We start from the raw sequence: 23,368 nt of genomic DNA on the forward strand, positions 1-23,368 counted from the left end.
CTCGGGCGTTCGTTTGCCCGGAGGGCGGCGGGTCGCGGTATCGTCTGCGCCGTGTCCTCGGCTCACACGCTCCGCGAGCTCCTCGCGACGCCCGGCCTCCTCGTGATGCCTTGCTGCTTCGACGCGCTGTCGGCGCGCCTCGTCGAACAGGCCGGCTTCCCCCTCACGTTCATGAGCGGCTTCGCGGTCTCGGCCGCGCGCCTCGGCGCCCCGGACACGGGGCTCATCTCGTATGGCGAGATGGTCGACCAGGCGCGGGCGATCTGCGCTGCGGTGTCGATCCCGGTGCTCGGCGACGGCGACACGGGCTACGGCAACGCGATGAACGTGAAGCGCACGGTGCGCGGCTACGCGCAGGCCGGGCTCGCGTGCGTCATGATCGAGGACCAGGTGGCCCCGAAGCGCTGCGGCCACACGCGCGGCAAGCAGGTCGTGCCCCGCGACGAGGCGCTCACCCGCATCCGGGCCGCCGTGGACGCGCGCGACGAGGGCGCCGGGGTGCTCATCATGGCGCGCACCGACGCCCGGCAGACGCACGGCTTCGACGAGGCGCTGGCCCGCGCCCAGGCGTTCGCCGATCTCGGGGCTGACATCGTGTTCCTGGAGGCGCCCGAGAGCGTCGAGGAGATGCGCACGTTCTGCCGGGAAGCGCGCGCGCCGGCCATGGCGAACATGGTGGATCACGGCAGGACCCCGGTGCTGCCGCCGGCCGAGCTCGAGGCGATCGGCTACAAGATCGCGGCGTATCCGCTCACCCTGCTCTCGGTCGCCGCCGCCGCCATGCGCGAGGCGCTCGCCGCATTGCGCGCCGGCCGGCACCCGGACCCCCGGATGCGCTTCGAGGCGCTCCAGGAGATCGTCGGATTCCCCGAATACTATGCCGAAGAGGGGCGCTACGCGCAGCCGCCCAGGAAGGGGTGAGCCTCCTGCCATGGCCACGATGTCCTCCGCCGAACCCGCGTCGCTCCTCGAGGCGGCGCGCAGCCTCGCTCCGCTGATCCAGAAACACGCGCAGCAAGGAGAGCGCGAGCGCCGTTTGCCGGATCCGGTCGCGCGGGCGCTCCGGGAGGCGGGGTTCTTTCGCCTGTTTCGTCCGGCCGCGCTCGGCGGGCTCGAGACAGACCCCCTCACGGCGATGCAGGCCATCGAGGAGCTCTCGCGCGCCGACGGCGCGGCGGGCTGGTGCGCCATGATCTGCGGCGCGACCGGCGCCTTCGACGCGTACGTCCCCGCGGAGGGGGGCAAAGAGATGTATGCGCGCCCGGAGGTCGTCACGGCCGGGGTCTTCGCGCCGGGCGGGCGCGCCGTCGAGGTCGAGGGAGGGGTTCGCGTCACCGGGAGGTGGGCGATGGCGAGCGCCTGTCACCACTGCGACTGGCTGGGCGGCACCGCGGTGGTCTTCGACGGGCTGGCGCCGCGCCTGTCGCCGGCGGGCGCGCCGGAGGCCGTCGTGCCCATGTTCCGCGCCTCGGAGTGCACGATCCTGGATACGTGGAGCGCCTCCGGGCTCGCCGGCACCGGCAGCCACGATTTCGCGGTCGCGGACGTCTTCGTGCCGAGCCGCCGGTGCATCCGCCTCCCGATGGCGGCGCCGACCCATCCGGCGCCCCTGTTCGCGTTCCCCCTCTTCGGCCTGCTCGCGAGCGCGGTCGCGGCGACCGCGCTCGGGATCGCGCGCGCGGCCCTCGACGAGCTCCTCCGGCTCGCGGCGACAAGGCGGCCGGTCGGCGCCGCGGTGCCGCTCGCGGCGCGGCCGTCGACGGCGCTCGCCGTGGCCGAGGCCGAGGCCACGCTGGGCGCGGCCAGGGCGTACCTCGTCGAGGCGGTCGCTGCCCTCTGGGACGCCGCCCTGTCTGGCAAGTCGATCTCGATCCGGGATCGGGCGCGCCTCCGGCTGGCCGCGACGAACGCCGCCCTCGGCGCGGCCCGCGCCGTCGATCTGGCCTTCACGGCGGGCGGCGCCGCGGCGCTCTACGCGGAGAGCCCGCTTCAACGCTGCTTCCGCGACGTCCACGCCGTCACGCAGCACGCCCTCGTCGCGCCGCACACGCGCGACGTCCAGGGCCGCGTGCTCCTCGGCCTGGACACCGAAGTGCCGATGTTCTGAAGGGCCGTCCGCGCGGGGAGAGGCGGAGACGAGCGGCCAGAGCGGGCGAGCCGTCGCTCGCCCGCGGCCGGCGCGCGCCTCACGTGAGCGGGAGATCCACCCAGCGCTCGAAGCCCGGCCGGCGCTTGATGCGGCCGTACCACGCGTCGACGTGCTGGAGCGCGGGCCGCTCGGTCGGCAGGTTGTACCACCGCTGCGCCGCCACCCCGAGGGGGATGTCGGCGAACGTGAAGTACTCTCCGGCGACCCACGGCTGCTTCGACAGCTGCCGATCGAGGATCCCGAGGGCGGCGAGCGCCGCCTTGCGCGCGCCTTCGATCGCGCCCTGATCGCGGCGCTCCTCCGGCGTGCGCAGGAGCTGCACAAGGAGCGTCCGGACCGGGGGCCACAGGGTCCCGAACTGCCAGTCCGTCCACGCGTCGGCGCGCGCCCTGTCCGCGAGATCGCTCGGCTGGAGGGGCGGCGAGCCGTACCGCGAGAACAGGTAACGCACGATCGCGTGCGACTCCCAGAGCACCAGCGGCCCGTCCTCGAGCGTCGGCACCAGCCCGTTCGGGTTGAGGGTGAGATAGTCGGCGTCCTTCACGCGGCCGAACGGCCCGCCGGCGTCGATGCGCTCGAAATCGAGCCTCAGCTCGTCGAGCGCCCAGAGGACCTTCTGCACGTTCGAGGAATTCTTGTGACCCCAGAGCTTCAACATGATGTCTCCTGTCTCCCGGCGCCGCTCAGGCGGCCGTCGCCTTCGCCGGCTTCACGAACTTCGCGTAGCGCTCCACGTAGAAATCGACCGGGTTCGCGGTGGCGCGGACCGCGTCGCGCGCCTCCACGGCGTCGATCCACGCCCGGAGCCGCGTGAGCTCTGCCGGGATGGAGAACCCGCGGAGCCGATCCACCGCGGGCAGCCGCTCGAACCACGGATAGAACGCGAGATCGACGAGGCTGACGTCGGCGCCGAGCCAGTAGGGCCCAGGGCCCGACGACCTCGAAAGCGCCTCCCGCTCGATGAACGCGAGCACGTCGCCGAGCGCCTTGCGCCCCTCCGCCTCCTGGTCCGGCGTCTCGGCCCGGAGCAGCTGGGCGAACGCCGGCACGACGCGCGTGTTCGCGTAATCGATCCAGATCCTCGCCAGGGCGCGCCTGGCCGGCTCCTTCGGCAGGAGCGGCGGATCGGGGAAGGCCTCCTCGAGGTACTCGTTGATGATCGCCGATTCCCAGATGCGGTGGCCCTCGTGCTCGATCGCCGGGACCTTGCCGTAGAGCGAGGCGTCGACGAACGCCTGCGGCTTGTTCTGCAGATCGACCTCGATCAGCTCGGCGTCGATCGCCTTCTCCTTGAGCGCGAGCCGGGTGCGGTGCGCGAAGGGGCACGCCTTCGCGCTGTAGAGTCGAAGCTTCGTCATCCTGTTCTCCTTCGTGGCGTCTGCCACGCGAAAAGCGCTCCTGTCGTCCAGACCCGAGGGCGCGCTCAACGGGGCGGGACGCGATCGTTGAATCGCCCGTCGATCACCTTCGAGACCTCGATCTTCTGCGGCAAGAGCCCCTCCTGAAAGAAGGCGTCCGCCATCGTTTGCTGCGCCTCGGCGATCTCGTCGTCGAGCGGGACGTATCTCGGCTCGTGGTGCGCGAACATGTCCTCCGCGACCTCGAGCGGCAGCTTGGTGACCTCGGCGAACTTGCGCGCCCACACGTCCTTGTGGCCGTTCGACCACTCGTGGGCCCGGTGCGACCGGGCCAGGTAGTCGGCGATCGCGGCGGCCTTGCCCGGATCGGCGAGGGCCTTCTCGCTGCTCACCTGGAACGAGAGCGCGTCGGTGAGCCCGGCGCCGTCGAGGAGCTTCGCCGCCCCTTGCCGCACGTTGCTCGCCACATAGGGCTCCCAGACCGCCCAGGCGTCGACGTCTCCGCTGGCGAAGGCCGGCTGGGCGTCGTTCGGGTTCATGTACACGGGCACGATGTCCGCCATGCCGAGGCCGTCCCGGCGGAGCGCCGCCAGCAACAGGTAATGGGCCGAGGAGCCCTTGGCCACCGCCACCTTCTTGCCCTTGAGCTCGCGGAAGGCCCGGACGCTCGACCCCTTGGGCACGAGGATCGCCTTGTATTCCGGGCGATTCCGGGTGACCGCGACGATCCGGATCGGGGCCCCGGCGGCCTGCGCGAAGATGGGCGGCGTATCCCCGACGGCGCCGATGTCCACCGCGTCGGCGTTGATGGCCTCGAGCAGCGGAGGGCCGGCGGTGAACGTCGCCCACTCGATCGTGTAGGGGATCCCTTCGAGCTGGCCCGCGGCCTCCAGCCCGCTCTTCACGACGCCCGTCTGCTCGCCGATCCGGAGCGTCACCGCCGCCAGGTCGACCGCGGCCGGCTCGCCGGCCGCGGGGGGAGCGGGCGCGTCCCCCGCCTTCGAGCACGCGGCGACGGACAGGGCGAGCAGCGCCGCCGCGGCGTGGCGGAGCGGGGCGAGCGCGTCGAGGAGAGCGGCGATGGACATGGGCCTTCCTTCAGGAGACGACAGACGGTAGGGCCCGCGCTTCGGCGGGAGCAGGGGGTGGCGAGGCGGCTCGCTGGGCGCGCGGGGTCGATCGGGGGACGGGAGCGTCGTCCGGCTCGTCGCCCTCGACGCCGAGGTGGCCGAGGAGCGCGCTGCGCAGCGCCGCGAACCGGGGGCCGCTGCGCCGCCGCGGCGCCGGAAGGTCGAGGGCGAGGTCCGCGGTGATCACGCTGCCGGCCTCGGGCGACGGCCGGGCGAGGACGAGCGCGCGATCGGCCAGGAGGAGCGCCTCGTCGACGTCGTGCGTGACGAGCAGCACGGCGGGCCGGTGCCTGGCGCAGAGCTCGGCCAAGAGGCCGTGCATGCGGAGCCGCGTGAGCGCGTCGAGCGCGCCGAACGGCTCGTCGAGGAGCAGGAGCTCCGGCTCGCGCACGAGCGAGCGGGCCAGCGCCGCGCGCTGGGCCTCACCGCCCGAGAGCGTGAGCGGCCAGGCGCTCGCGTGGGCCGAGAGCCCCACCTCCGCGAGCGCGAGGAGCGCGCGCCGCTTCGCCTCGTCGGGCGGGCAGGGGAGCCCCAGCGCGACGTTCCGCCAGACCCGCTTCCACGGGAAGAGCCGCGGCTCCTGGAAGACGACGGCGCGCCGGTCCGGGACCGCGACGTCGCCGCTCGCGTGCGCGTCGAGCCCCGCGAGCACCCGCAGCAGCGTGCTCTTGCCGGAGCCGCTCGCGCCGAGCAGCGCGACGAACTCGCCGGAGCGGACGGTGAGGTCGACGCCGCCGAGCACCGGGCGGGCTCCGAACGCCCGCCGGACCCCGCGGAGGCGCACGGCGGGACCAGGGATCGCGCTCATCCTAGAAGCCTCCACGCTGCGTTCCATGGGATTGCCGTCCTCACCGGCCGGCGAACGCCGCGCGCCAGCCGAGGACGTTGCGCTCGAGCCATCGGACGAAGAGATCGGTGCTGAGCCCGAGCAGGGCGTAGATCGCGAGGCCGAGGACGATGATGTCGGTCCGCAGGAACTCTCGCGCGTTCGTCATGAGGTAGCCGATGCCGGCCGTGGCGTTGATCTGCTCGCTGATGACCAGCACGAGCCAGGCGACCCCCATCGAATGGCGCAGCCCGACGAGGGCGTTCGGGAGGGCGGCGGGGAGCACCACGTGGGCGACGAGCCCGATGCGGCCGAGCCCGAGCGTGGTCGCGGCCTCGACGAGCTTGTTGTCGACGCTGCGGATGCCCGCGTACGTGTTCAGGTACACGGGGAAGAACGTGCCCAGCGAGACCAGCGCGATCTTCGGCGTCTCGCCGATGCCGAACCAGAGGATGAAGAGCGGCACGAGCGCCAGGACAGGGAGGGTCCTGAGCATCTGGATGGGAGCGTCGAGCAGGTCTTCGCCGAGCCGGAACAGCCCCGCGACGAGCGCCAGCGTCACGCCGGCGCTCACGCCGAGGGCGAGCCCCCGGCTGACCCGGCCGAGCGACACCCAGAGGTGGCGCGGCAGCTCCCCGCTGGCGAGGAGCGCGAGCCCCGTCTGCGCCACCGTGGTCGGCGACGCGAGCACGCGCGGCGACACGAGGCCGAGCGACGTCACGGCTTGCCATGCGAAGAGCAGGAACAGGAGCACCAGGATCCTGGCCCATCGGACCTCGTTCCAGGTGCGCCGCGCGGCTCCACGCTCGGAGCGCGCGCCGGCGTCGGCGGCGATCGTCGATTGCGTGCGCGTCATCTCACGAGCTGCCGGAAAAGCAGGTAACGTGCCAGAGCGCTGTCGCAGGAACGGATCGCAATCCGTCATGGTGGACATGGACTTGCTGCGACAGGAGCAAGGCGATGCTGGTGATGTGCTGCTACGGCAGCAGTCGATGCGGCGCGCGGCGGGGGTCGTGCTGGCGGCATCCTGGGATGCCGAGAGGGCTCCAGGGGCCGCCGGGCCGGCGCGTTCGAGGTGATCGGGGGTCGGCTTGCTCGTCCGGCGCTCCGCGGAGCGTCGGGCGCAGGGATGGATCTTCGTGAGGGAAGGGGCGAATGACGTCAAACGCCCGGGAGGCGTTGCGCCTCTCGGGGGGCGTAGGTTCAGATCTTCATCCTTCCTCCTCGTGTCTTGCTGGTCGCGGATGCGACAGAGAGAGGCGCAGTCGGCGCCACCGCATCGGGTGGCGTCTCTGCTCGAGCGGGTCATCCACGCGCGGGCATGGACGCGGGACCTCCTCACCGGCGCAACGGAGGGAGCGCTGCTGTTTTCCGCCTTACTCTTCTGAGGCGGAAGTTAGTCCGTTATAACGGAGGTGTCAAGCCGCGCCGCGAGGGGGTCGAGGCGTCCGTCGGGAGCGCTCGGGACGGTTTGCGGCAGAAATGGCGCTGCCGGGAGGTGGGCCGGACGTGGGGGGCTGTGCGGGGGAGGTCTTCGTTGTAGGCTCCGATGCATGATGACGGCTCGCCTCCATGCAGGAGGGATCGGCGGTGGGGGACGTGTCCTTCGCGCGGTCTGCTGCGGTCGACCGGGGACAGCCATCGGCGTCGGGGTCGCGATGACAGAAGGTAGGGAGCCGGGCGATGGCCGGTGAGCGCCCGCCGGCGTCTATCCTGACCGCTCGGCTGACGCTGCGCGCGTGGCGTCCCGAGGATGCCCCGCTGCTCAGGGAGGCGATCGACTCCAGCCTTGCGCACCTGCGGCCCTGGATGCCGTGGGCCGTGAACGAGCCGGCCTCCCTGGAGGCGACGACCGCGCTGCTGGAGAAGTTCCGGGACGACTTCACGGCAGGATGCGACTTTCATTACGGCATCTTCACGCGCGACGAGCGCGAGGTGCTCGGGGGGACGGGGCTACACCCGCGGATCGGTCCGGGCGCGATCGAGATCGGCTATTGGCTCCGCGAGTCCGCGACAGGCCGCGGCCATGCGACGGAGGCCGTGGCGCGGCTCACCCGGGTCGCGCTCGAGGAGGTCGGGTGGAGCCGCGTCGAGATCCGCTGCGATCCGCGGAACACCGCGAGCGCCGCCGTGCCCCGGCGGCTCGGGTATCGGCACGTGACGACGCTCGAGGCGAACGCCCTGACGCCCGCGGGCGAGCCGCGCGACACGATGGTGTGGGCGCAGACCGCCACGGGCCTGGGGCCAAGCCGGGAGCAAGCCCCCTGAGCATGAAGGCGGGGAGTCATGGAGAATATCCCATGATCTTCCCGCGCACCCGTCTTCATGGGACATCGCTCCGGGCGAGTGACAGCACCGTTGCCCGGAGGAAGGCCAACGTCCAGGAGACCACCGCGCTCGGCCAGCGCACCGCAGGCACCATCGCCTTCGGAGCGAGGAGCCCGGGGCGCGCTGCGGCGATCAGAGCTCGAGCGTCATCTCGAGCATCGTGCGGCGGAAGCCGAACCGCTCGAACAGGCGCTGCGCGGCGGCGTTCTGCGTCGCGGTGTGGAGCACGACGCGCGGCGCACCGAGGGCGCGGAGGCGCGCGATCACGGCCTCCAGCAGGAGCGCGCCCGCGCCGAGCCGGCGCGCGGGCTCGTCGACGTAGAGGTCGTGGAGCGCGCCGCAGGCGTCGAGCAGGCTGTTCCAGTCGCGCGGCTCCCGGCGGCCGTAGGCGTAGCCGACCAGCGCCGGCTCGGCGCCACCTCGCTCGGCCACGACGATCGCGGCGCCGGGGTCGGCGAGCTCGCGGGTGAGCCATCGCTCGTAGCCCGGCTCGAGCGGCTCAAGACACAGGAAGCGGTGGGGATCCAGGGCGTGGTGGAGGCGGACGAGCTGCGCCGCGAAGCGCGCCACCTCGGGCATGTCGGCGCGCACCGCCGCGCGGATCGTGAGGTCGGAGATCATCCGCCAGGATAGCCTAGCGGGGGCCGCCCGTCCGGCGCCCGGCTATGAGCGGCCACCCAGATCCGCGGAAATTGGACCCGAACCGGGCTCCGGCTGCCTTGGCTCGCCGTGGTGGCGCGCCGCGCTGTCAATCGAGAGCGGCAGCTCGACAAAGAAGGTCGAGCCCCGGCCGACCTCGCTCGATACGCGGATTCGCCCGCCGTGCGCCTCGACGATGGTGCGCGTGATATAGAGGCCGAGCCCGAGCCCCCCGTAATTCCGCGACGAGACGCCGCGGCGAAACCGCTCGAAGAGCTGCTCCTGCACCTCGGCCGGGATCCCGATCCCGTGGTCCGTCACCGAGAGCCGTGCGACCCGATCTTCCCCGGTGATGGCGATCTCGATCGGTGAGCCTCCCCCGAACTTGATGGCATTGGTGAGGAGGTTGGTCACGACCTGCTCCAGGCGGTACGGGTCCCACCAGCCGATGACGGGCTGCTCCGTGCGCATGGCGAGCGTGCTGCCCGACTGCGCGACCTGGTCGCCGAGGTGGGCGACGATCTCGGCGACCAGCTCGCGTAGATCGACGGACGCCCTGTTCAGATCGAGCCTCCCCGCCTGGATCCGGGAGGCGTCGAGGAGCATATCGATGAGGGTGGCGAGGCGCGTGATCTGGCGGCCGGAGAGGGCGACCGCGGATCGCACGCGCCCGGCGTCCATGCCCTGCGAGAGCCTTCGCCCCAGCGATTGAATGGAGAGCTGCAGGCTGGTGAGCGGGGTGCGGAGCTCGTGCGAGGCGACAAGGAGGAACTCGTCCCGCAGCCCGATGGCCTCCTCCGCCGCCGCACGCGCGCGCCGCTCCTCCAGGAGGACCCGATTGCGTTGCTGTTCGGCGTCCACGCGCGCGGTGATGTCGCGGAAGCTGAAGACCCGACCGACCACGCGCCCACCGAGGCGCTGGGGCTGCGAATAACGCTCGAAGACCCGCCCGTCCAGGAGCGGGAACGTATCGACGGCGCTCGCCTCGGGCTCGGCGTAGAGCTCATCGACGCTTCGCAGGAAGAGGTCGGGCTCGCGGAGCCGGCCGCCGGCGAACCCGAAGAAGGTGTCGGCCGATCTGCTGGCGAGGACGTCCTCGGGGATGCGCCACATCTGCGCGAGCTTGTGGTTATGGCGCACGACGCGCCTCGCGCCGTCGACGACCACGATGCCGTCCGCTGTCGATTCGAGCGTGGCCTCGAGAAGCGAGTAGGAATGGCGCAGCACGTCCTCGGCGTGCTTGCGGGAGGTGATCTCGGTCGAGATGCCGCAAATGCCCTCAGGTCTTCCGGCGGGACCGCGGAGCGGGAACTTGAGGGACATGTACGTGCGCACGCCGTTGCGCTGGGGAGCCAGCTCGTCGAGCTCGATGGCCCGATTCTGCTGCAGGACGAGCAAATCGTTGGCTCGGTACCCATCGGCCTGCTCGCGTGGGAAGACGTCGTGGTCGGTCTTGCCGAGGACCTGCTCGCGACCCATGTGGAAGAGCTCTTCGAACCCGCGGTTGACGAGCATGTAGCGCCCCTCGAGGTCCTTGGCGAAGATGACGGCGGCCGTATTGTCGACGATGGCTTGAAGCAGCTGCTGGCTCTCGCGGAGAGCGGCGTTCGAGCTGCCCAGCTCGGCCGTGCGCTCTCGCACCCGCTGTTCCAGCTCTTGATGAGCACGCTGCAGCGCCGCCTCTTTTTGCTGGCGTATCGCCATCTCGCACTGCAGCTGCGCGTTCTTCGCTTCGAGCTCCTTTTGCGCCTCGCGCAGGCTCAGGTGCGTCGTGACGCGTGCTATCACCTCTCCAGTGTCGAATGGTTTGGTGATGTAATCGACGCCCCCCAGCTTGAACCCCGCGAGCTTGTCAGCCGCATCGGTCACACAGGTCATGAAAAGCACCGGGATGTCTCGGGTTCTTTCATCCGCTTTCAGGCGCCGGCACGTCTCGAACCCGTCGATGCCAGGCATCACCACGTCCAGCAGGATCAGGTCGGGTCTCGTGAAGCTGGCCCGCTTCAAAGCCTCTTCACCGCCCTGAGCGACGAGCACTCGATGACCTATGCATTCCAGACTATCCACCAGCAGGCCGAGATTGGCTGGCATGTCATCCACGATCAGGATGGTGCCGGTGCACGCACCGGCCGCTGTGGCTCCGCTCATGGTCGCTGACCGCCCTCCCTGCGCCGCGGCGGCTCCAGCCCCACCATCGCCCTCGGTTCGACCCCCTGCAGGTGCCCCTCGACCAGGCTGAGGATCGCCTGGGACTGATAGTCCTGCGCCAGGCGATGCAGGCGGTCGGCGAAGGGACGATAGCGTTCGTCGAGCGTGATCAGATAGCCCGCCCGCTTTCGGATGTCGCGCATGCTGCCCTCCAGGGCCAGGGCATGCAGGACGTCCATCTCCTCTGGGGGCGGCGCCACGAGCTCCGCGGCCTCCCCGTCCCCGGCTCGCTCCTCAGCCGATCTGGCATAGACCCAGGTGAGCCCCAGCTGGGCCCCGATGATCCGCAGCAGGCTCTCCTGGTCGATCGGCTTGGCGAGGAAGGCGTCGGCGCCGACCGCCATGCTCCCAGCCTGGTCTTCCTCGTTGGCGCTCGCGGAGACCGTGATGGACGGCAGCCGCGCGAGCCCCCGAGCCCGGCGATTGCGACGAATGCAATCGATGGCCTCCAGGCCGTCCATCACCGGCATGACCAGATCCATCACCGCCAGATCCGGCGACGCCGCCATCTCCTGCTCGACGGCCTCCTGGCCATTGGCCGCTTCGCACACTTCGAAGCCCAGGCCGCTCAGCAGGTCCAAGAGCACCGCCCGATTGCCCACCACGTCGTCGGCCACCAGCACCTTCCGGCGCGGCCCCTCGTAGCCGATGGGGGCCCGCTGAGAGGGCCGGAGGGGGGCTGCGAGCTCGGTCATCGGCAGGATCACCTCGAACCAGAACCGGCTGCCCTCGTCGGGCCGGCTTTCCACCTGGATCTCGCTGCCCATGAGGTGCACCAGCTGGTGGCTTATCATGAGCCCCAGGCCGCTGCCCGCGCGGCGCCGCACGTCCCCCACCCGCCCGAAAGGCTGGAAGAGCTTGGCCAGCTGCTCCGGCGTCATCCCGACGCCGGTATCCTCCACCTCGAAGCGCAGCCGCGCCGAGGCCCCGTCCTGGGAAAGAGGCTGCACCCCGAAGCTCACCCGCCCCCGGTCGGTGAATTTCACCGCGTTGCCCAGCAGGTTGAGCAGCACCTGGCGCAGGCGCTTCTCGTCGGCCAGCACCGCCTGGGGCAGGTGGGGCGTGACCTCGTAGTCGAAGTAAAGGCTCTTCTGCTCCGCCCTGACGCGGATGATGTCGGCGACGCCCCTCAGGAAGGTCGAGAGGTGGATCGGCTCGGGGTAGAGATCGAGCTTGCCCGCCTCGATCTTGGCCAGGTCCAGCAGGTCGTTGATGAGGGTCAAGAGGTGCTGACCGCTCTGCTGGATGGTGTTCAGTCCCGTCGCCTGGCGGTCGTCGAGCCCCGGGGAGCGCTTGAGGATCTGGGCGTAGCCAAGGATGGCATTGAGCGGCGTGCGCAGCTCGTGACTCATGTTCCTGAGGAACTCGGTCTTCGCACGGCTCTCGGCTTCGGCCGTCTTGCGGGCCTGGCGCTCCGCCTCGGCCTGCTTGCGCTCGGTGATGTCGGTGGAGATCCCGCAGACGGCATAAGGCTGCCCCGCCGCGTTGCACAGGGGATACTTGAGAGAGATGTAGGTGTGCAGCCCATCGTCCTGGGGGACCTCTTCCTCGGCCTGCAGCGCTGTTCCGGTGGCCAGCACCTGCTGGTCGATGGCGCGGAAGGCATCGGCCCGCTCCCTGGGGAAGACATCGTAGTCGGTCCGGCCGACGATCGCTTGCTCACCGACGTGGAACAGCTCGGCGTAGCGCCGGTTGATCATCAGGTAGCGCCCCTCGAGATCCTTGAGGTAGATGATCGCTGTCGAGTTGTCGACGATCGACTGCAGCAGCTCCTTGCTGTCCCGCACGGCCTGCTCCGCTCGCCGGCGTTCGCTGTTCTCCTGGAGCAGGTCTGCGTAGAGCGTTGCATTGGCGATCGATATGGCGGCCTGGGCCGAGAGCAGCTCCAGCACCGAAAGCCGGTCCGGGGTGAACGCGCCGGCGATGAGGTCGTTTTCCAGGTAGAGCAACCCCACGAGCTCCGCCTGCCGCAGGATGGGCAGGCAGAGGGCGGATCTGGCGTACCGGTAGAGGTCGTCGCCGGCGATGATGGGGTTCCGTGCCGTCCCGTCGTCCAGGATCACCTTTTCCCGGCTGCGCCTGACGTAGTTGAGCAGGGACGCCGGCAGATCCGAAGGGGAGGCCACGGGCTCGTGAGGAATACGCACCTCGATCTCGGGCCCCTCCGCCCTCGCCTCGGCCGCCAAGAACAGGGTCTCGCCGCGGGCGAGGAGCAGGCAGCCCCGCCTCCCGCCGGCGTTCTTCACCAGGATGCGCATGAGCGCGTCGAGCAGGCGGTCGAGGACGATCTCGCCCGAGATGGCCTGGGAGGCCTTGAGCACCGAGCCGAGGTCGAGCGCGGCGCTGGCGGGCGCGGCGGCCTCCGGGCACGTCGCGCCGCGGAGGATCTCGCTGGGGACGAGGTCGGGGTACGCGCGCTCGAGGCGCCGCATCGCCGCGGTCGCGCCCCATCGGCCGTACGCCCTGTGGGCCTCGGTGAGGTAGGCGCGGGCGATGGTGGTCTTGCCGAGGGCGCGGAAGGAGAGGCCGGCGAGCTCGTTGGCGAGCGCCTCGTCGTGGAGGTAGCCGCCGCGCTGCGCGAGGGCGATCGCCTCGTCGTAGCGATCCCCGGCGGCGCGCGCGTCCCCGCGGACGCGCGCGAGCTCGGCGCCGAGCAGGGCGCTGCGGTGCGAAAGGTTCTCCGGGCAGAGGTCCGCCCAGCGCGAGAGTTTTTCAGCAAAGACCTCCGCGCGGGTGAGGAAGAGCGCGCGCTCTTTCGGGGAGACCACGTCCGCCGCCTGCGTGAGCGCGACGCCGGCGTACCCATGGAACGCGGGGATGCCCTGCCAGGCCGCCACGGCCGGGAGCTCGACGTCGAGCGAGAGCGCGGTCCGCGCCGCTTCCTCGAATGCGCCCTGGAAGACGCCGAGGAGAACGATGTAGAAATGAGCGAAGAAGAGCGAGCCCTGGTTGTCGATCCGGCGGGCCTCCTCGATCACCTCGTCGATGTCGACCCACGGACCCTTGAGCTTGGCCGGGTGCGCGGTCTCGACCGAGAGCTGGTGCGCGAGCTGTCCGACCGCGCCCACCATCCAGGTGATGGAATTGGCCTCGTCGAGTTTGCAGATCGGCTGGTAGCTCTGCGCCTCGGCGAGGAGGTCGGAGAGCGGGACGCCGCGCAGGAGGCTGTTCGTGATGCAGTTCTTCGCGCTGTAGAACGCCCAGATGTACTGGCCCGTGTCGAGCCCGGCGTGCATCGCCGCGAGCAACGAATCCTTGCAGGCGGGGTAGCCCTCTCTCCAGTGCTGCAACCAGGCGCCCCACATGTCGCGGACCACCGTTTCGGACTTCTTGTCCGGGTAGCGCTCCGAAAGGTCGATGGCGGCGCGGCCGAAGCGGTAGCCGAGATCGATGTCGCCACGGCCGCAGAGGAACATCCCGAAGTTGATGCAGCCGAAAATCGCGTGCGCCGATCGCCCGTGGCGCAGCGTGTTCTCGACGAGCTTCCCGAGTGTGATGGCGAGGTTGTTGGGGCTCAAGAACCAGCAGGGGAGGAAGAGCTCCTGGAGCACGTCCTGCATGGCGCGGATCTCCGGGTCCGCGAGCGGCGGCAGGTCTGGCAGCGCCTCGAGCGTCTTTTCCTGGACGAGAGCCATCGTCGCCCGGATCTGGGCATCGACCATGGCTTCGTCGGGGAACGGGGGCAGATCGATCCCGAACGGGCGCAGGGCCGCGAGCCCCTCCGCGAGCGCGGCGGGCAGGTCGTTCTTGAGCACCTGCACGTTCATCTTGAGCCGCAGCACCTCGGCGCGATCGAGCCGGCCCACGGCCCGCTCCAGGCAATCGGCCAGGAGCGCGAGGGCGTCGTCGTGCTGGGCCGAGAGCGAGAGCATGAGGCCCGTCTTCATCGCGTATGCGAGGCGGAGCGGGTACTGCGACGTCCAGGCGTCCTCCGGAAGGCGCAGGAGGCCGAGCTTCAGGTAGCGCAGGGCGGCGCCGAAGGCGGACGAGTCCTCGGCGCGGCAGGCGGCCTCGAAGCTCATACGGGCGAGGGAAAGGCGCTCCGCGGGGGCCGACACGAGGTCGCCTGCGCTGTTCAGGTGGCCGACGACGTCGAAGAGGCTCTGGCTCTCGGAGAGATCCAGCTTGCCCGCGAGCAGCCGGCCGATCCGGAGGTGGAAGGCGGGTCGGTCCGCCTCCGGGATCATGGCGTAGGCGCCCTCCTGCACCTTGTCATGGGCGAAGCGGTAGCCCTCGCGCCCGGCGAGCACGAGCCCCTGGCCGACGGCGGGATCGAGGCGGCCGTACGCCTCTTCCGGCGAGCACTCGCTCACCGTGGCGAGCACGTCGAGCTCGAACCGGCTGCCGATCGCCGCCGCGAGCTTGAGCGCCTCCACCGCCTCCGGCGGCAGGCGCGCGATGGTGCGCACCATGAGGTCGACGACGTTGTCGGTGTACGCGAGCGCGTCGATCCTGGCGAGGTCCCAGCGCCAGCCCGACCCGGCAGCGAACGTGAGCACGCCGTGGTCGTGCAGCGACCGGACGAACTCCTTGACGAAGAACGGGTTGCCGCCGGTCTTCTTCTGCACCGCATCGACGAGCGGCCCGCAGTGGTCGCACTTGAGGCTGTCCGAGAGCATCTGGAGCAGGTGCGGGCGCGCGAGCGGGGCGAGGACGATGTCGCGCACGACGATCCCTGTGTGCTTGAGCTCCTCGATGGCCCGCATGAGCGGGTGCCCGGGCGACACCTCGTTGTCGCGGTAGGCGCCGCAGAAGAAGAGCGCCTCGAGCGAGTCGTCGGCGAGGAGAGAGCGGAGCAGTCCCAGGCTCGCGGCGTCGATCCACTGCAGATCGTCGAGGAACAGGACGAGCGGGTGCGCGCTGCGCGCGAACACCGAGACGAACAGCAAAAAGCACCGGTTCAGGCGGTTCTGCGCCTCGAGCGGGCCGAGCCCCGGCACGGGCGGCTGCGCGCCGACCACATGGCAGAGCGAGGGGATGACGTCGCAGACGACCTGCGCGTTCGGCCCGAGCGCCTCGAGGATCGCGCTCCGCCCGCGCTCGATGCGCGCCTCGCTCTCGGTGAGGATCTGCCGCACGAGGCCGTCGAACGCCTGGATCACCGCGCTGTAGGGCGCGTCGCGGTTGTACTGGTCGTACTTGCCGCTCGTGAAATAGCCCTTCTGCCGCGCGAGCGGCTTCAAGATCTCCTGTACCAGCGAGGACTTGCCGATACCCGAGTAGCCGGAGACGAGGACGACTTCGCGGCTGCCCTCGAGCGCGCGCCCGAACGCGGCGGTGAGCACCTCGATGTCCTGCTCGCGGCCGTAGAGCTTCTGGTGGATCCGGAACAGGTCCTGGCGATCGTGCTGGCCCGCGACGAAGGGCTCGATCGTCCCCGTGCCGCGCAGGGCCTCGCGACAGCGTTCGAGGTCGGCGAGCAGGCCCTCGGCGCTCTGGTAGCGGTCCTCGGCGTTCTTCGCGAGCAGCTTGAGCACCACGCCGGAGACGGCCTCGGGGAGCGTCGGGTCGACGCGGGACGGCGGCGCGGGCGCGAGGGCGAGGTGCGCGTGGATGAGCTCCATCGGGTCCAGGGCCTCGAAGGGGCGCTCCCCCGTGAGCATCTGGTAAAGGATGACGCCGAGCGCGTAGAGGTCCGTCCTATAGTCGACGCCGCGGTTCATGCGGCCTGTCTGCTCGGGGGAGACGTAGGGCAGCACGTCGGCGATCACCGCCGGCGCGTAGAGCCGTTCGTGCGCGCGGGTGATCTCGGCGTCGACGCCGAAGCTCGTGAGCTTGACCGCGCCGCACGCGCCGACGAGCACGTTGTGCGGGCGCAGATCGCGGTGGATGAGCCCCGCCGCGTGCACGGCGGCGAGGCCTTCGGCGATCGCAACCGCGAGATCGAGCGCCTCGCTGAGGGGCATTCTGTGCGGCGGACGCTCGGCGAGGGTGCGCGCGAGATCGCGGCCCGGGAAGTCCTCGAGAACGACGATGAGGGCGCCGGCGAGCTCCTCGACGCCGTGCAGCGCGACGAGGCGGGGCGAGGCGAGCTGCGCGATGCGCTCGCACTGGTGCTTGAAGCGCGCGACCTCGGCGCGAGTCGCTTTTTCCGCACGCAGGACCTTCAGCAAGATCGGGACGTCGTCACCTTTGCGGCACGCGCGGATCAGACTGAAATCGACAGTCTCCTCGGCCTTCTCAAGGATCGAATAGCCTTTCCCGAGGATCATCGACCACCTTGCTTGCTCGCCCGTGAAACCAGCGAATTCGATTATAGTCAGACGTAGAGGCTCGGCACCGGAAGTTGGTCGTACCACTGCGGCTTGGCGCTGCCCACGCCACCCGCCTGCTCGCATGCCGAGATAGGAGAAATATGATTTTGCGGAGTAGGAGGACTGAGGGCCCGCGAAGTCGCGGCGGCTGCGCTTGGAAAGGTGGTGGCGCTCGACGTCGCGCTCAGCGACCACCGGAGGTGATTCGGCTGTCAGTAGGAGAGCTACACCCTATCTCAAGATGCCTGCCGCCTGCTCGGCGAGGCTGCCGCCCATGTCGCGACATGCCCGCCGCCTGCGCGGCGAGGCTGCCGCCCATGTCGCGACATGCCCGCCGCCTGCGCGGCGAGGCTGCCGCCCATGTCGCGACATGCCCGCCGCCTGCGCGGCGAGGCTGCCGCCCATGTCGCGACATGCCCGCCGCCTGCTCGGCGAGGCTGCCGCCCATGTCGCGACATGCCCGCCGCCTGCGCGGCGACGCATCTACGCATGTCGCGACATCCCCGGGGGCGTGACGCGCGAGGCAGCTGCCCCTGGCCGACTTGCCTGGGGGCCTGACCCGCGGCGCAGGCGCCCAGGTCTCCCTCGCTCACCGCCCTTTGCCCGCCCCCAGGCTCTCCAGCGCCTGCTGCGCGTCGCGCCGGTAGGCGTTGTCGGTCGGCGCCGTCTCCAGGAAGCGCTGGTAGTGACGGATGGCCTTCTCGCGGTCGTTCGTCGCGCGGAGCGCCTCGGCCAGGAGAAAGTGCGCGTCGAACAGCCACGGCGGGGTCGAGCGCTCCGGCGCCTCGCCCAGCGTGACCGCCTGCTCCATCTCGGCCGCGGCCCCGGCCCGGTTGCCGCGCGACGCGTAGATCTTGCCGAGCCGGTAGTGCCACTCGGGGACCTTGTCGTTGGCCGCGATCGCCTTGCGCCACGCCTCCTCCGCGGCCGCCCAGTTGCCCTGATCCTGGTAGCAGAGCGCCATCGTGGCGTAGGCCTCGTAGCGCGACGGCCGCTTCTGGAGCGCGATCTGCAGATCCGCCAGCGCGTCGCGGCTCGCCCCCTGCTTCTGCAAGAGGACGCCGCGCTGCCAGTAAGCGTCGCCGAGCTCCGCGTCGAGCTCCAGCGCCCGCTTGAGCGCCATCTCCGCGCGCGCGGTCTGGCCCGTCTCGTTGGCGCCCCAGCCGACGTAGAGGTGGTACTCGGCGCGGTTCGGGTCGATCTCCGCGGCGCGCTCCAAGAAGCGCAGCGCCTCGGCCATGTTCGTGCCGCGCCCGAGGAGCGCGCGGCCGAGGAAATGGTTCGCCTCGGCGGAGTTCGGGCGGTTCTGGATCACCTCGCGCAGGATGGGCTCGGCCTGGCTCGCGTGTCCCGCCATCACCTGGGTCGAGCCGACGCGCAGCTTCAGATCGACGTCGTTCGGCGCCTTGCGGAGCGCGTCCGCGTACATCTCCAGCGCGCGCTCGCTCTGCCCGGTCTCCTCGAACAGGAGCCCTCGCTCCAGCGCCAGGCCGGGGTAGTCCTTGTCCGCCGCCGTGACCTTGTCGAAGAGCCGCGCCGCGTCCTCGAACCGGCGCAGGCGGCGGTAGGCCACCCCCAGCTTGAACTGGCTGCCGAGGTCGTCCTCCTTGGCGAGCGCGAGCTCGAGCTCCTGCCGCGCCTCCTCGTTCCTCCCGGTCTGGAGCGCGACCTCGGCCTTCGCCTTGTGGAGCGCCGGCAGGTCCGGGAACTTCGCCGTCGCCTCCGACAGCTTCGCCGCCGCCGCCTCGTTGCGGCCCAGGCTCGACAAGAGCGAGGACAGCGCCACGTAAGCGTCGACCACCTCCGGCCGGTTCTCGCTCGACTTCACCGCGTCGAGGTACGCCTGCTCGGCCTCCTTCTTGTTGCCGAGCGCGAGCTCGGTGCGCCCGATCCAGTAGGCGACCTGCGGATCGGCCGCGTGCGTCTTCTGCAGCCCCTTCAGGAGGTCCTTCGCCTCCTTCATGCGCTCCTGCGCGAGCCAGGTCTTCGCCTTGCCGATGTGCGCGCCGAGGTTCTGCGCGTCGGCGCGGGCCGCGGCCTCGAAGCGCGCCTGCGCCTCGGAGTAGCGGCCGGACCGGTAGAGGACCTCGCCGTTGCCGATGAGCGCGCGCACCGCCTGCGGGTCGATCTTCACCGCGGCGGCGAAGGCCTGCTCGGCCGCGCTCATGCGCGACCGCGCGAGGTGGATGGTGCCGAGCAGCGTGTACGCCTCGACGATCTCGGGGTCGCTCGCGGCGGCCCGGACCGAGCCTTCGCCGGTGACCTTGCCGAGCAGCTCGATCGCCTCCTGCTCGCGGCCCGGCGTCTGCCAGACGAGCGACGCGATCAGGGTGCGGGCCCCGACGTGGTCCGGCGACGCCTCGAGCGCGCTCCTGGCGCTCGCCTCGGCGCCGGACGCGTCGCCGGCGAGCAGCTGCGCCCGGGCCGTGCCGAACAGCGTGCGCGCGCTCTTCTGCAGCTCGCGCGCGCGCTGCCACGCCGCGGTCGCCTTGGGCGCGTCCTTGGCGAGCAGCTCGATCTCGGCGGCGAGGACGGCGACGTCGACGTCGTCCTTGAGCTGGGCGCCGAGCGCCTGCGCGGCCTCTCGCGCGCGGGGGAGCTGGCCCGTGGCCGCGTCCTGCGCCGCGACGGCGAGGGTGAGCAGGTCGCCCGGGCGGGAGCCCGCGAGCGCGACCATCTCCTTGCCGAAGGCGTCGTCGACGGTCCGGTGCCCGAAGCGGATGCTGCGCGCGAAGGCGACGTACGCGGCGTAGGCCATGGTCGGCCGGTGGCGGGGCGCGTTCGCGCGCGTGGACTTCGCGTCGCTCAGCGCGCCGTTCGCGGCCGAGGCGGTGTCCTTGGCGAGGGCGGACTGGGTCCGCTGCCGGAGATCGGCGAGCGCCGCCTCGTGCGCGAAGACGTTGAGCCGGTCGCTGATGAGGTTCACGCCGAAGGCGCCGACGTCCGGGACGAGCGCGAGCGCGCCGCCGCCGACCGCGGCGACGGCGAGCGCCGCGACGACGTAGCGCTTGATCTTCGACTTCTGCTGCGGGGCTTCCTGGACAGGCGCGGGCTTCTCGACCTGCGCCTCCGTCCCGGCGCTCAGGTCGCCGATCTCGGTGCCCGCGCCCGTGAGATCGACCTCGTCGCCGACGCTCGGGTGCGGCTCGCTGAGCTCGATGCCCCGATCGTCGGCGTCCATCTGCGTCTGCGTGAAGTTCGCGGAGCGGTCGGACGGATCGTAGGCGGCGGGCGCGGCGCCGGTGGCGAGCTGGGTCACGCCCTCGCCGAGCGCGATCTCGTCGCCGAAATCGGCCGGCGGCATCGCGCCGGTGCCCCGGCCGAAGCCGGCCGGCGGCATCGCGCCGGTGCTCCGGCCGAAGCCGGCCGCAGCGCCAGCGCCGGCGCCCGGACCGAAGTCGGCCGGCGGCATGGCGCCGGTGCTCCGGCCGAAGCCGGCCGCAGCACCAGCGCCGGCGCTCGGACCGAAGTCGGCCGGCGGCATGGCGCCGCTGCTTGGGCCGAAGTCGGCCGGCGGCATGGCGCCGCTGCTCGGGCCGAAGTCGGTCGGCGGCATGGCGCCGGCGCTCGGGCCGAAGTCGGCCGGCGGCATGGCGCCGCTGCTCGGGGGCTCGGGCGGCGTCGGCGGGAGCGGGCGCGGGCCGGGCGCCTGGAACGCGGCGCCGACGCGCGAGTCGTCGTAGTCCGGCGGGGCCTCATCGAAGAGCTCGGCGCCGACGATGGTGCCCGGTCCGGCGGGCAAGCCGGGGCCGGTGGCCTTCGTGGGAAGGGCGGGGCCGGTGGCCTTCGTGGGGAAGCCCGCGGGGGCCGTGGCCGGGAAGCCTGCTTGCGCCGGGGCGGGGTAGCCCGCGGACGCCGGGGCGGGGTAGCCCGCGGGCGCCGGGGCGGGGTAGCCCGCGGACGCCGGGGCCGGGAGCCCCGCGCGGACCGGCGAGGGGAGCGGGGCAGAGGCCGGCGAGGGCAGGCCCGCGCCCGGGAACGGGGCGGGCATGCCGATGACGCCCGGCACCGAGCTCGGCAGATCGCCGGCGACGATGGGCAGGTCGCCCGAGGAGGGCGAGGGCAGCTCGGCCTCGCCGTCGCCCTCGAGCGGCAGCTCGAGCTCGCCGAAGCCGAACGACATGGAGCCGCTGCTGGAGCGCGCCGGAGGCGCCAGGGGCGCGTCGTCGTCGAGGTCTCCGAAGTCGTACTCCGGGGCCACGCGCGGGGGCGCGACGTCCCCCATCCCGCGGGTGCGCCCGCGGCCGAGCGGCTGCGAGGCGGCCCCGGAGTCGCGCGCGCCGGGCGCGCCGGGTGCGCCGGGTGTCGAAGGAGCGCTCGGCCGCGAGTCCCGCAGGCCGAACCCGAGGGTGCGCCGGCTGCTCGGAGGGAGCGGATCGACCCGCGCCGGCAGGTCGGTCTCGGCGAACGCGGTGGGCGTCGCCGGCGCGGTGCGCGACTGCGCGCGCGATCGCGCCGAGAGCGGCGCCGGCGCGGCGGGCGCGTTGCCGTAGACGACCGGCAGGTCGTCGGGATCGAGCCCCTGCACCTCGGCGTCCGTCGGGCTCGGGAGCTCGACCATGAGGTCGATCTCGCCGAAGCCGCGCCGCTGCGGCACGGTCTTGGCGTTTCGCCGATCGGACGGGGCCGGGCGATCGGGGACGTCGGGCAGGCCGATCTCGCCGAAGACCTCCGGGCCCGGCGGCTCAGGAGCCGGCGCGGGCGGCGCGGGCGGCGCGGGCCGCTGGGGGACCGTGGTCGCCGCGCGGCGCGGCGGCGTGGCCACCGGCGCCGGCCCCGGACGCCGAGGCGGCGCGACCGCGGGGAACGCGACGTCCTCCGGGGCTGCCACGGGCAGATCGGCGTCGTCGTGCGGCGCCGGCGCGCTCCGCTCCGAGAGCTGCAAGCCTCCCGCTCCAGCCCGCGGCGCGGGCGTCGGCGCAGGCGCAGGCGTCGGCGCAGGCGCAGCGCTCGCGCCCCCCTTGGTCACCAGCAGGCTCGTGCCGCACTTCGGACAGCGCATCCTGAGCCCCGCAGGGGGAACGCGCTTCTCGTCGACCTGGTACGGCGATTTGCATCCGTCGCACTCGACCTTGATCATGCTCCCCGACCCAATGCCGGCGCTGCGAGTGCTTCCGCAGGCGCCTTCACGCTCGTTCGGCCTGCGAAAGGCCGGGATGCCCCGACATCCGCTCTCCTTACTAGCAGGGCTTGTGGTCCTTGGATCGCCTCTTCTACCGGCCGTCCTCAAATCGGCGATTTCCTCGGGCATATCGCGCGCTTGTCTCCGGCGTGGAGCCGGGACGGCGCCGGCGTAAAGCCGGGACGGCGCCGGCGTGAAGGCCTCGCCAAGCGTCCTGCACTTGTGCTAACGCGCTGCCGCCCATGCAGCGCTCGACGGCGGTCATCTACACGCTCTTCTTTGCGGGCGCGCTGGCGTTCGTCATCGCGAACGGCGGCCCGAAGGGGCGCGGCGCGGCCAGCGCGCCCGCCGACGCGGGCGCCGACGCCGACGCCGACGCGGGCTCGCCCGCGGCGACGGCGGCCGGCGACGGCGACGCCGGGACCGACGCTGGCGCAGAGGAGCTCGTCCAGGAGCGCGGCCCGGAGCTGGCCGTGCGATCCGACGCGGGCGTCACGCTCCTCTCGGGCGAGGCGCCGCCCGCGCTGTCGGCCGAGGCGCCGAAGAAGGTGCGCTTCGGCGTGGTGCTGGTCCAGTACCGCGGGGCGCAGGGCGCGCCGCAGAGCGCGCGCTCCAAGGACGCCGCGCTGGCGCTCGCCAGGGAGCTCGCCGAGGTCGCCAAGACGGACTTCAAGGCCGCCGTCGACAAGGGGGACAAGGGCTCGACCGACGATCTCGGCTACCTCCCGCGCGGCGTGCTCGAGCCCGCCCCGGAGTACGAGCTGTTCAGCCTCCCCAAGGGGGGCGTGAGCGGCCCGGTCGACACGCCGCGCGGCTTTTGGATCGCGCGGCGGATCGAGTAAGTAGGGCCTACCGCGCGGCGCGTCGCCGCGCGCGCGAACGAGTGGAGATACCGTATGGCGACGATCGAGATCCGCCGGCAGCACGCGCTCACCAAGGACGATGCCAAGAAGCGCGCGGAAGAGCTCGCGCGGGGCATGGAGGACAAGCTCGGCATCCGGTGGCGATGGGACGGCGATCTCATCCGGTTCGACGCCCCGGGCGGCGCCGCGAAGGGCACGACGGGCCTCGTGCGCGTCGAGGCTTCCGCCGTCCAGGTGGAGATCGATCTCCCGTTCCTGCTGAAGGCGATGAAGGGCATGGTCGAGTCGAAGGTCAACGAGAAGCTCGACGCCGTGCTCTCCAAGGCCTAGCCGCGGCGGCCGGGCTCGACCCGGAGGGCGCGCCCCGGCACCTCGATCGCCCGCCGCGCCGACGCGGGCCGCCGCGCCGACGCGGGCCGCCGCGCCGACGCGGGCCGCGCGGCTGCCCGAGGCGCATCGTCGCCCCGCGCCCCGTCGTCCTCGCCTCCCTC

14 protein-coding genes are annotated in these 23,368 nt (G+C 71.9%); 5 read left to right on the forward strand and 9 right to left on the reverse strand.

Translation table 11 applies throughout. From position 1 onward, the window contains the following. The first annotated feature begins 51 nt into the window (after window positions 1–51). A complete protein-coding gene (locus NQZ70_RS04330; RefSeq protein ID WP_129573076.1) occupies window positions 52–921 on the forward strand; it encodes an oxaloacetate decarboxylase in 870 nt (289 codons plus the stop codon). A 10-nt stretch (window positions 922–931) separates the two neighbouring features. After that, window positions 932–2,107, forward strand: coding sequence for an acyl-CoA dehydrogenase family protein (locus NQZ70_RS04335; RefSeq protein WP_129573077.1), 1,176 nt, complete (start codon window positions 932–934; stop codon window positions 2,105–2,107). Window positions 2,108–2,186: 79 nt separating this feature from the next. Here NQZ70_RS04335 and NQZ70_RS04340 read toward each other — a convergent pair whose 3' ends face one another. The 5 genes from NQZ70_RS04340 to NQZ70_RS04360 form a co-directional block, all read right to left on the reverse strand. Further along, the gene (locus tag NQZ70_RS04340) at window positions 2,187–2,807 is read right to left on the reverse strand and encodes a glutathione S-transferase family protein (protein WP_129573078.1); all 621 of its coding nucleotides are present in this window, start codon (window positions 2,805–2,807) and stop codon (window positions 2,187–2,189) included. A gap of 25 nt (window positions 2,808–2,832) precedes the next feature. Beyond that, the gene (locus NQZ70_RS04345) at window positions 2,833–3,507 is read right to left on the reverse strand and encodes a glutathione S-transferase family protein (RefSeq protein WP_165373782.1); all 675 of its coding nucleotides are present in this window, start codon (window positions 3,505–3,507) and stop codon (window positions 2,833–2,835) included. A gap of 65 nt (window positions 3,508–3,572) precedes the next feature. Next, on the reverse strand, window positions 3,573–4,595 hold the full coding sequence (locus NQZ70_RS04350; RefSeq protein ID WP_129573080.1) for an ABC transporter substrate-binding protein: 1,023 nt from the start codon (window positions 4,593–4,595) through the stop codon (window positions 3,573–3,575). Between the two features lie 10 nt (window positions 4,596–4,605). After that, a complete protein-coding gene (locus NQZ70_RS04355; RefSeq protein WP_129573081.1) occupies window positions 4,606–5,445 on the reverse strand; it encodes an ABC transporter ATP-binding protein in 840 nt (279 codons plus the stop codon). Window positions 5,446–5,485: 40 nt separating this feature from the next. Continuing rightward, window positions 5,486–6,319 carry an ABC transporter permease gene (locus tag NQZ70_RS04360; RefSeq protein ID WP_207217740.1) on the reverse strand — a complete coding sequence of 278 codons (834 nt, stop codon included), beginning with the start codon at window positions 6,317–6,319 and terminating at the stop codon, window positions 5,486–5,488. 827 nt (window positions 6,320–7,146) lie between these two features. Between NQZ70_RS04360 and NQZ70_RS04365 the strand changes: the two genes are divergently transcribed. Further along, window positions 7,147–7,731: a GNAT family N-acetyltransferase gene (locus tag NQZ70_RS04365; protein WP_129573082.1), complete on the forward strand. Its 585-nt coding sequence runs from the start codon at window positions 7,147–7,149 to the stop codon at window positions 7,729–7,731. A gap of 192 nt (window positions 7,732–7,923) precedes the next feature. Here NQZ70_RS04365 and NQZ70_RS04370 read toward each other — a convergent pair whose 3' ends face one another. The 4 genes from NQZ70_RS04370 to NQZ70_RS04385 all read right to left on the reverse strand — a co-directional run bounded on the left by NQZ70_RS04370 (window position 7,924) and on the right by NQZ70_RS04385 (window position 21,972). Then, on the reverse strand, window positions 7,924–8,412 hold the full coding sequence (locus tag NQZ70_RS04370) for a GNAT family N-acetyltransferase (protein ID WP_129573083.1): 489 nt from the start codon (window positions 8,410–8,412) through the stop codon (window positions 7,924–7,926). Window positions 8,413–8,454: 42 nt separating this feature from the next. After that, entirely contained in the window at window positions 8,455–10,578 is a 2,124-nt protein-coding gene (locus NQZ70_RS04375; RefSeq protein ID WP_129573084.1) for an ATP-binding protein, read from the reverse strand. Beyond that, a complete protein-coding gene (locus tag NQZ70_RS04380) occupies window positions 10,575–17,087 on the reverse strand; it encodes an AAA family ATPase (RefSeq protein ID WP_237245021.1) in 6,513 nt (2,170 codons plus the stop codon). Before NQZ70_RS04380 ends, NQZ70_RS04375 begins: the two co-directional genes overlap by 4 nt. A 394-nt stretch (window positions 17,088–17,481) precedes the next feature. Next, a complete protein-coding gene (locus tag NQZ70_RS04385) occupies window positions 17,482–21,972 on the reverse strand; it encodes a tetratricopeptide repeat protein (protein ID WP_129573085.1) in 4,491 nt (1,496 codons plus the stop codon). A gap of 284 nt (window positions 21,973–22,256) precedes the next feature. Between NQZ70_RS04385 and NQZ70_RS04390 the strand changes: the two genes are divergently transcribed. Next, the gene (locus NQZ70_RS04390; protein ID WP_129573086.1) at window positions 22,257–22,856 is read left to right on the forward strand and encodes a peptidyl-prolyl cis-trans isomerase; all 600 of its coding nucleotides are present in this window, start codon (window positions 22,257–22,259) and stop codon (window positions 22,854–22,856) included. Window positions 22,857–22,910: 54 nt separating this feature from the next. Beyond that, on the forward strand, window positions 22,911–23,207 hold the full coding sequence (locus tag NQZ70_RS04395; protein ID WP_129573087.1) for a polyhydroxyalkanoic acid system family protein: 297 nt from the start codon (window positions 22,911–22,913) through the stop codon (window positions 23,205–23,207). Window positions 23,208–23,368: the final 161 nt, after the last annotated feature.

Source organism: Sorangium sp. So ce836 (genome assembly GCF_028553905.1).
GTDB lineage: Bacteria > Myxococcota_A > Polyangia > Polyangiales > Polyangiaceae > Sorangium > Sorangium cellulosum_D.

What these genes read in the sequence shown, in the direction of transcription:
- NQZ70_RS04385 (WP_129573085.1), bottom strand. Translation starts at nt 21,972, where the DNA reads ATGATCAAGGTCGAGTGCGACGGATGCAAATCGCCGTACCAGGTCGAC.
- NQZ70_RS04355 (WP_129573081.1), bottom strand. Translation starts at nt 5,445, where the DNA reads ATGAGCGCGATCCCTGGTCCCGCCGTGCGCCTCCGCGGGGTCCGGCGG.
- NQZ70_RS04375 (WP_129573084.1), bottom strand. Translation starts at nt 10,578, where the DNA reads ATGAGCGGAGCCACAGCGGCCGGTGCGTGCACCGGCACCATCCTGATC.
- NQZ70_RS04335 (WP_129573077.1), top strand. Translation starts at nt 932, where the DNA reads ATGGCCACGATGTCCTCCGCCGAACCCGCGTCGCTCCTCGAGGCGGCG.
- NQZ70_RS04390 (WP_129573086.1), top strand. Translation starts at nt 22,257, where the DNA reads ATGCAGCGCTCGACGGCGGTCATCTACACGCTCTTCTTTGCGGGCGCG.
- NQZ70_RS04360 (WP_207217740.1), bottom strand. Translation starts at nt 6,319, where the DNA reads ATGACGCGCACGCAATCGACGATCGCCGCCGACGCCGGCGCGCGCTCC.
- NQZ70_RS04365 (WP_129573082.1), top strand. Translation starts at nt 7,147, where the DNA reads ATGGCCGGTGAGCGCCCGCCGGCGTCTATCCTGACCGCTCGGCTGACG.
- NQZ70_RS04345 (WP_165373782.1), bottom strand. Translation starts at nt 3,507, where the DNA reads ATGACGAAGCTTCGACTCTACAGCGCGAAGGCGTGCCCCTTCGCGCAC.
- NQZ70_RS04350 (WP_129573080.1), bottom strand. Translation starts at nt 4,595, where the DNA reads ATGTCCATCGCCGCTCTCCTCGACGCGCTCGCCCCGCTCCGCCACGCC.
- NQZ70_RS04395 (WP_129573087.1), top strand. Translation starts at nt 22,911, where the DNA reads ATGGCGACGATCGAGATCCGCCGGCAGCACGCGCTCACCAAGGACGAT.
- NQZ70_RS04370 (WP_129573083.1), bottom strand. Translation starts at nt 8,412, where the DNA reads ATGATCTCCGACCTCACGATCCGCGCGGCGGTGCGCGCCGACATGCCC.
- NQZ70_RS04340 (WP_129573078.1), bottom strand. Translation starts at nt 2,807, where the DNA reads ATGTTGAAGCTCTGGGGTCACAAGAATTCCTCGAACGTGCAGAAGGTC.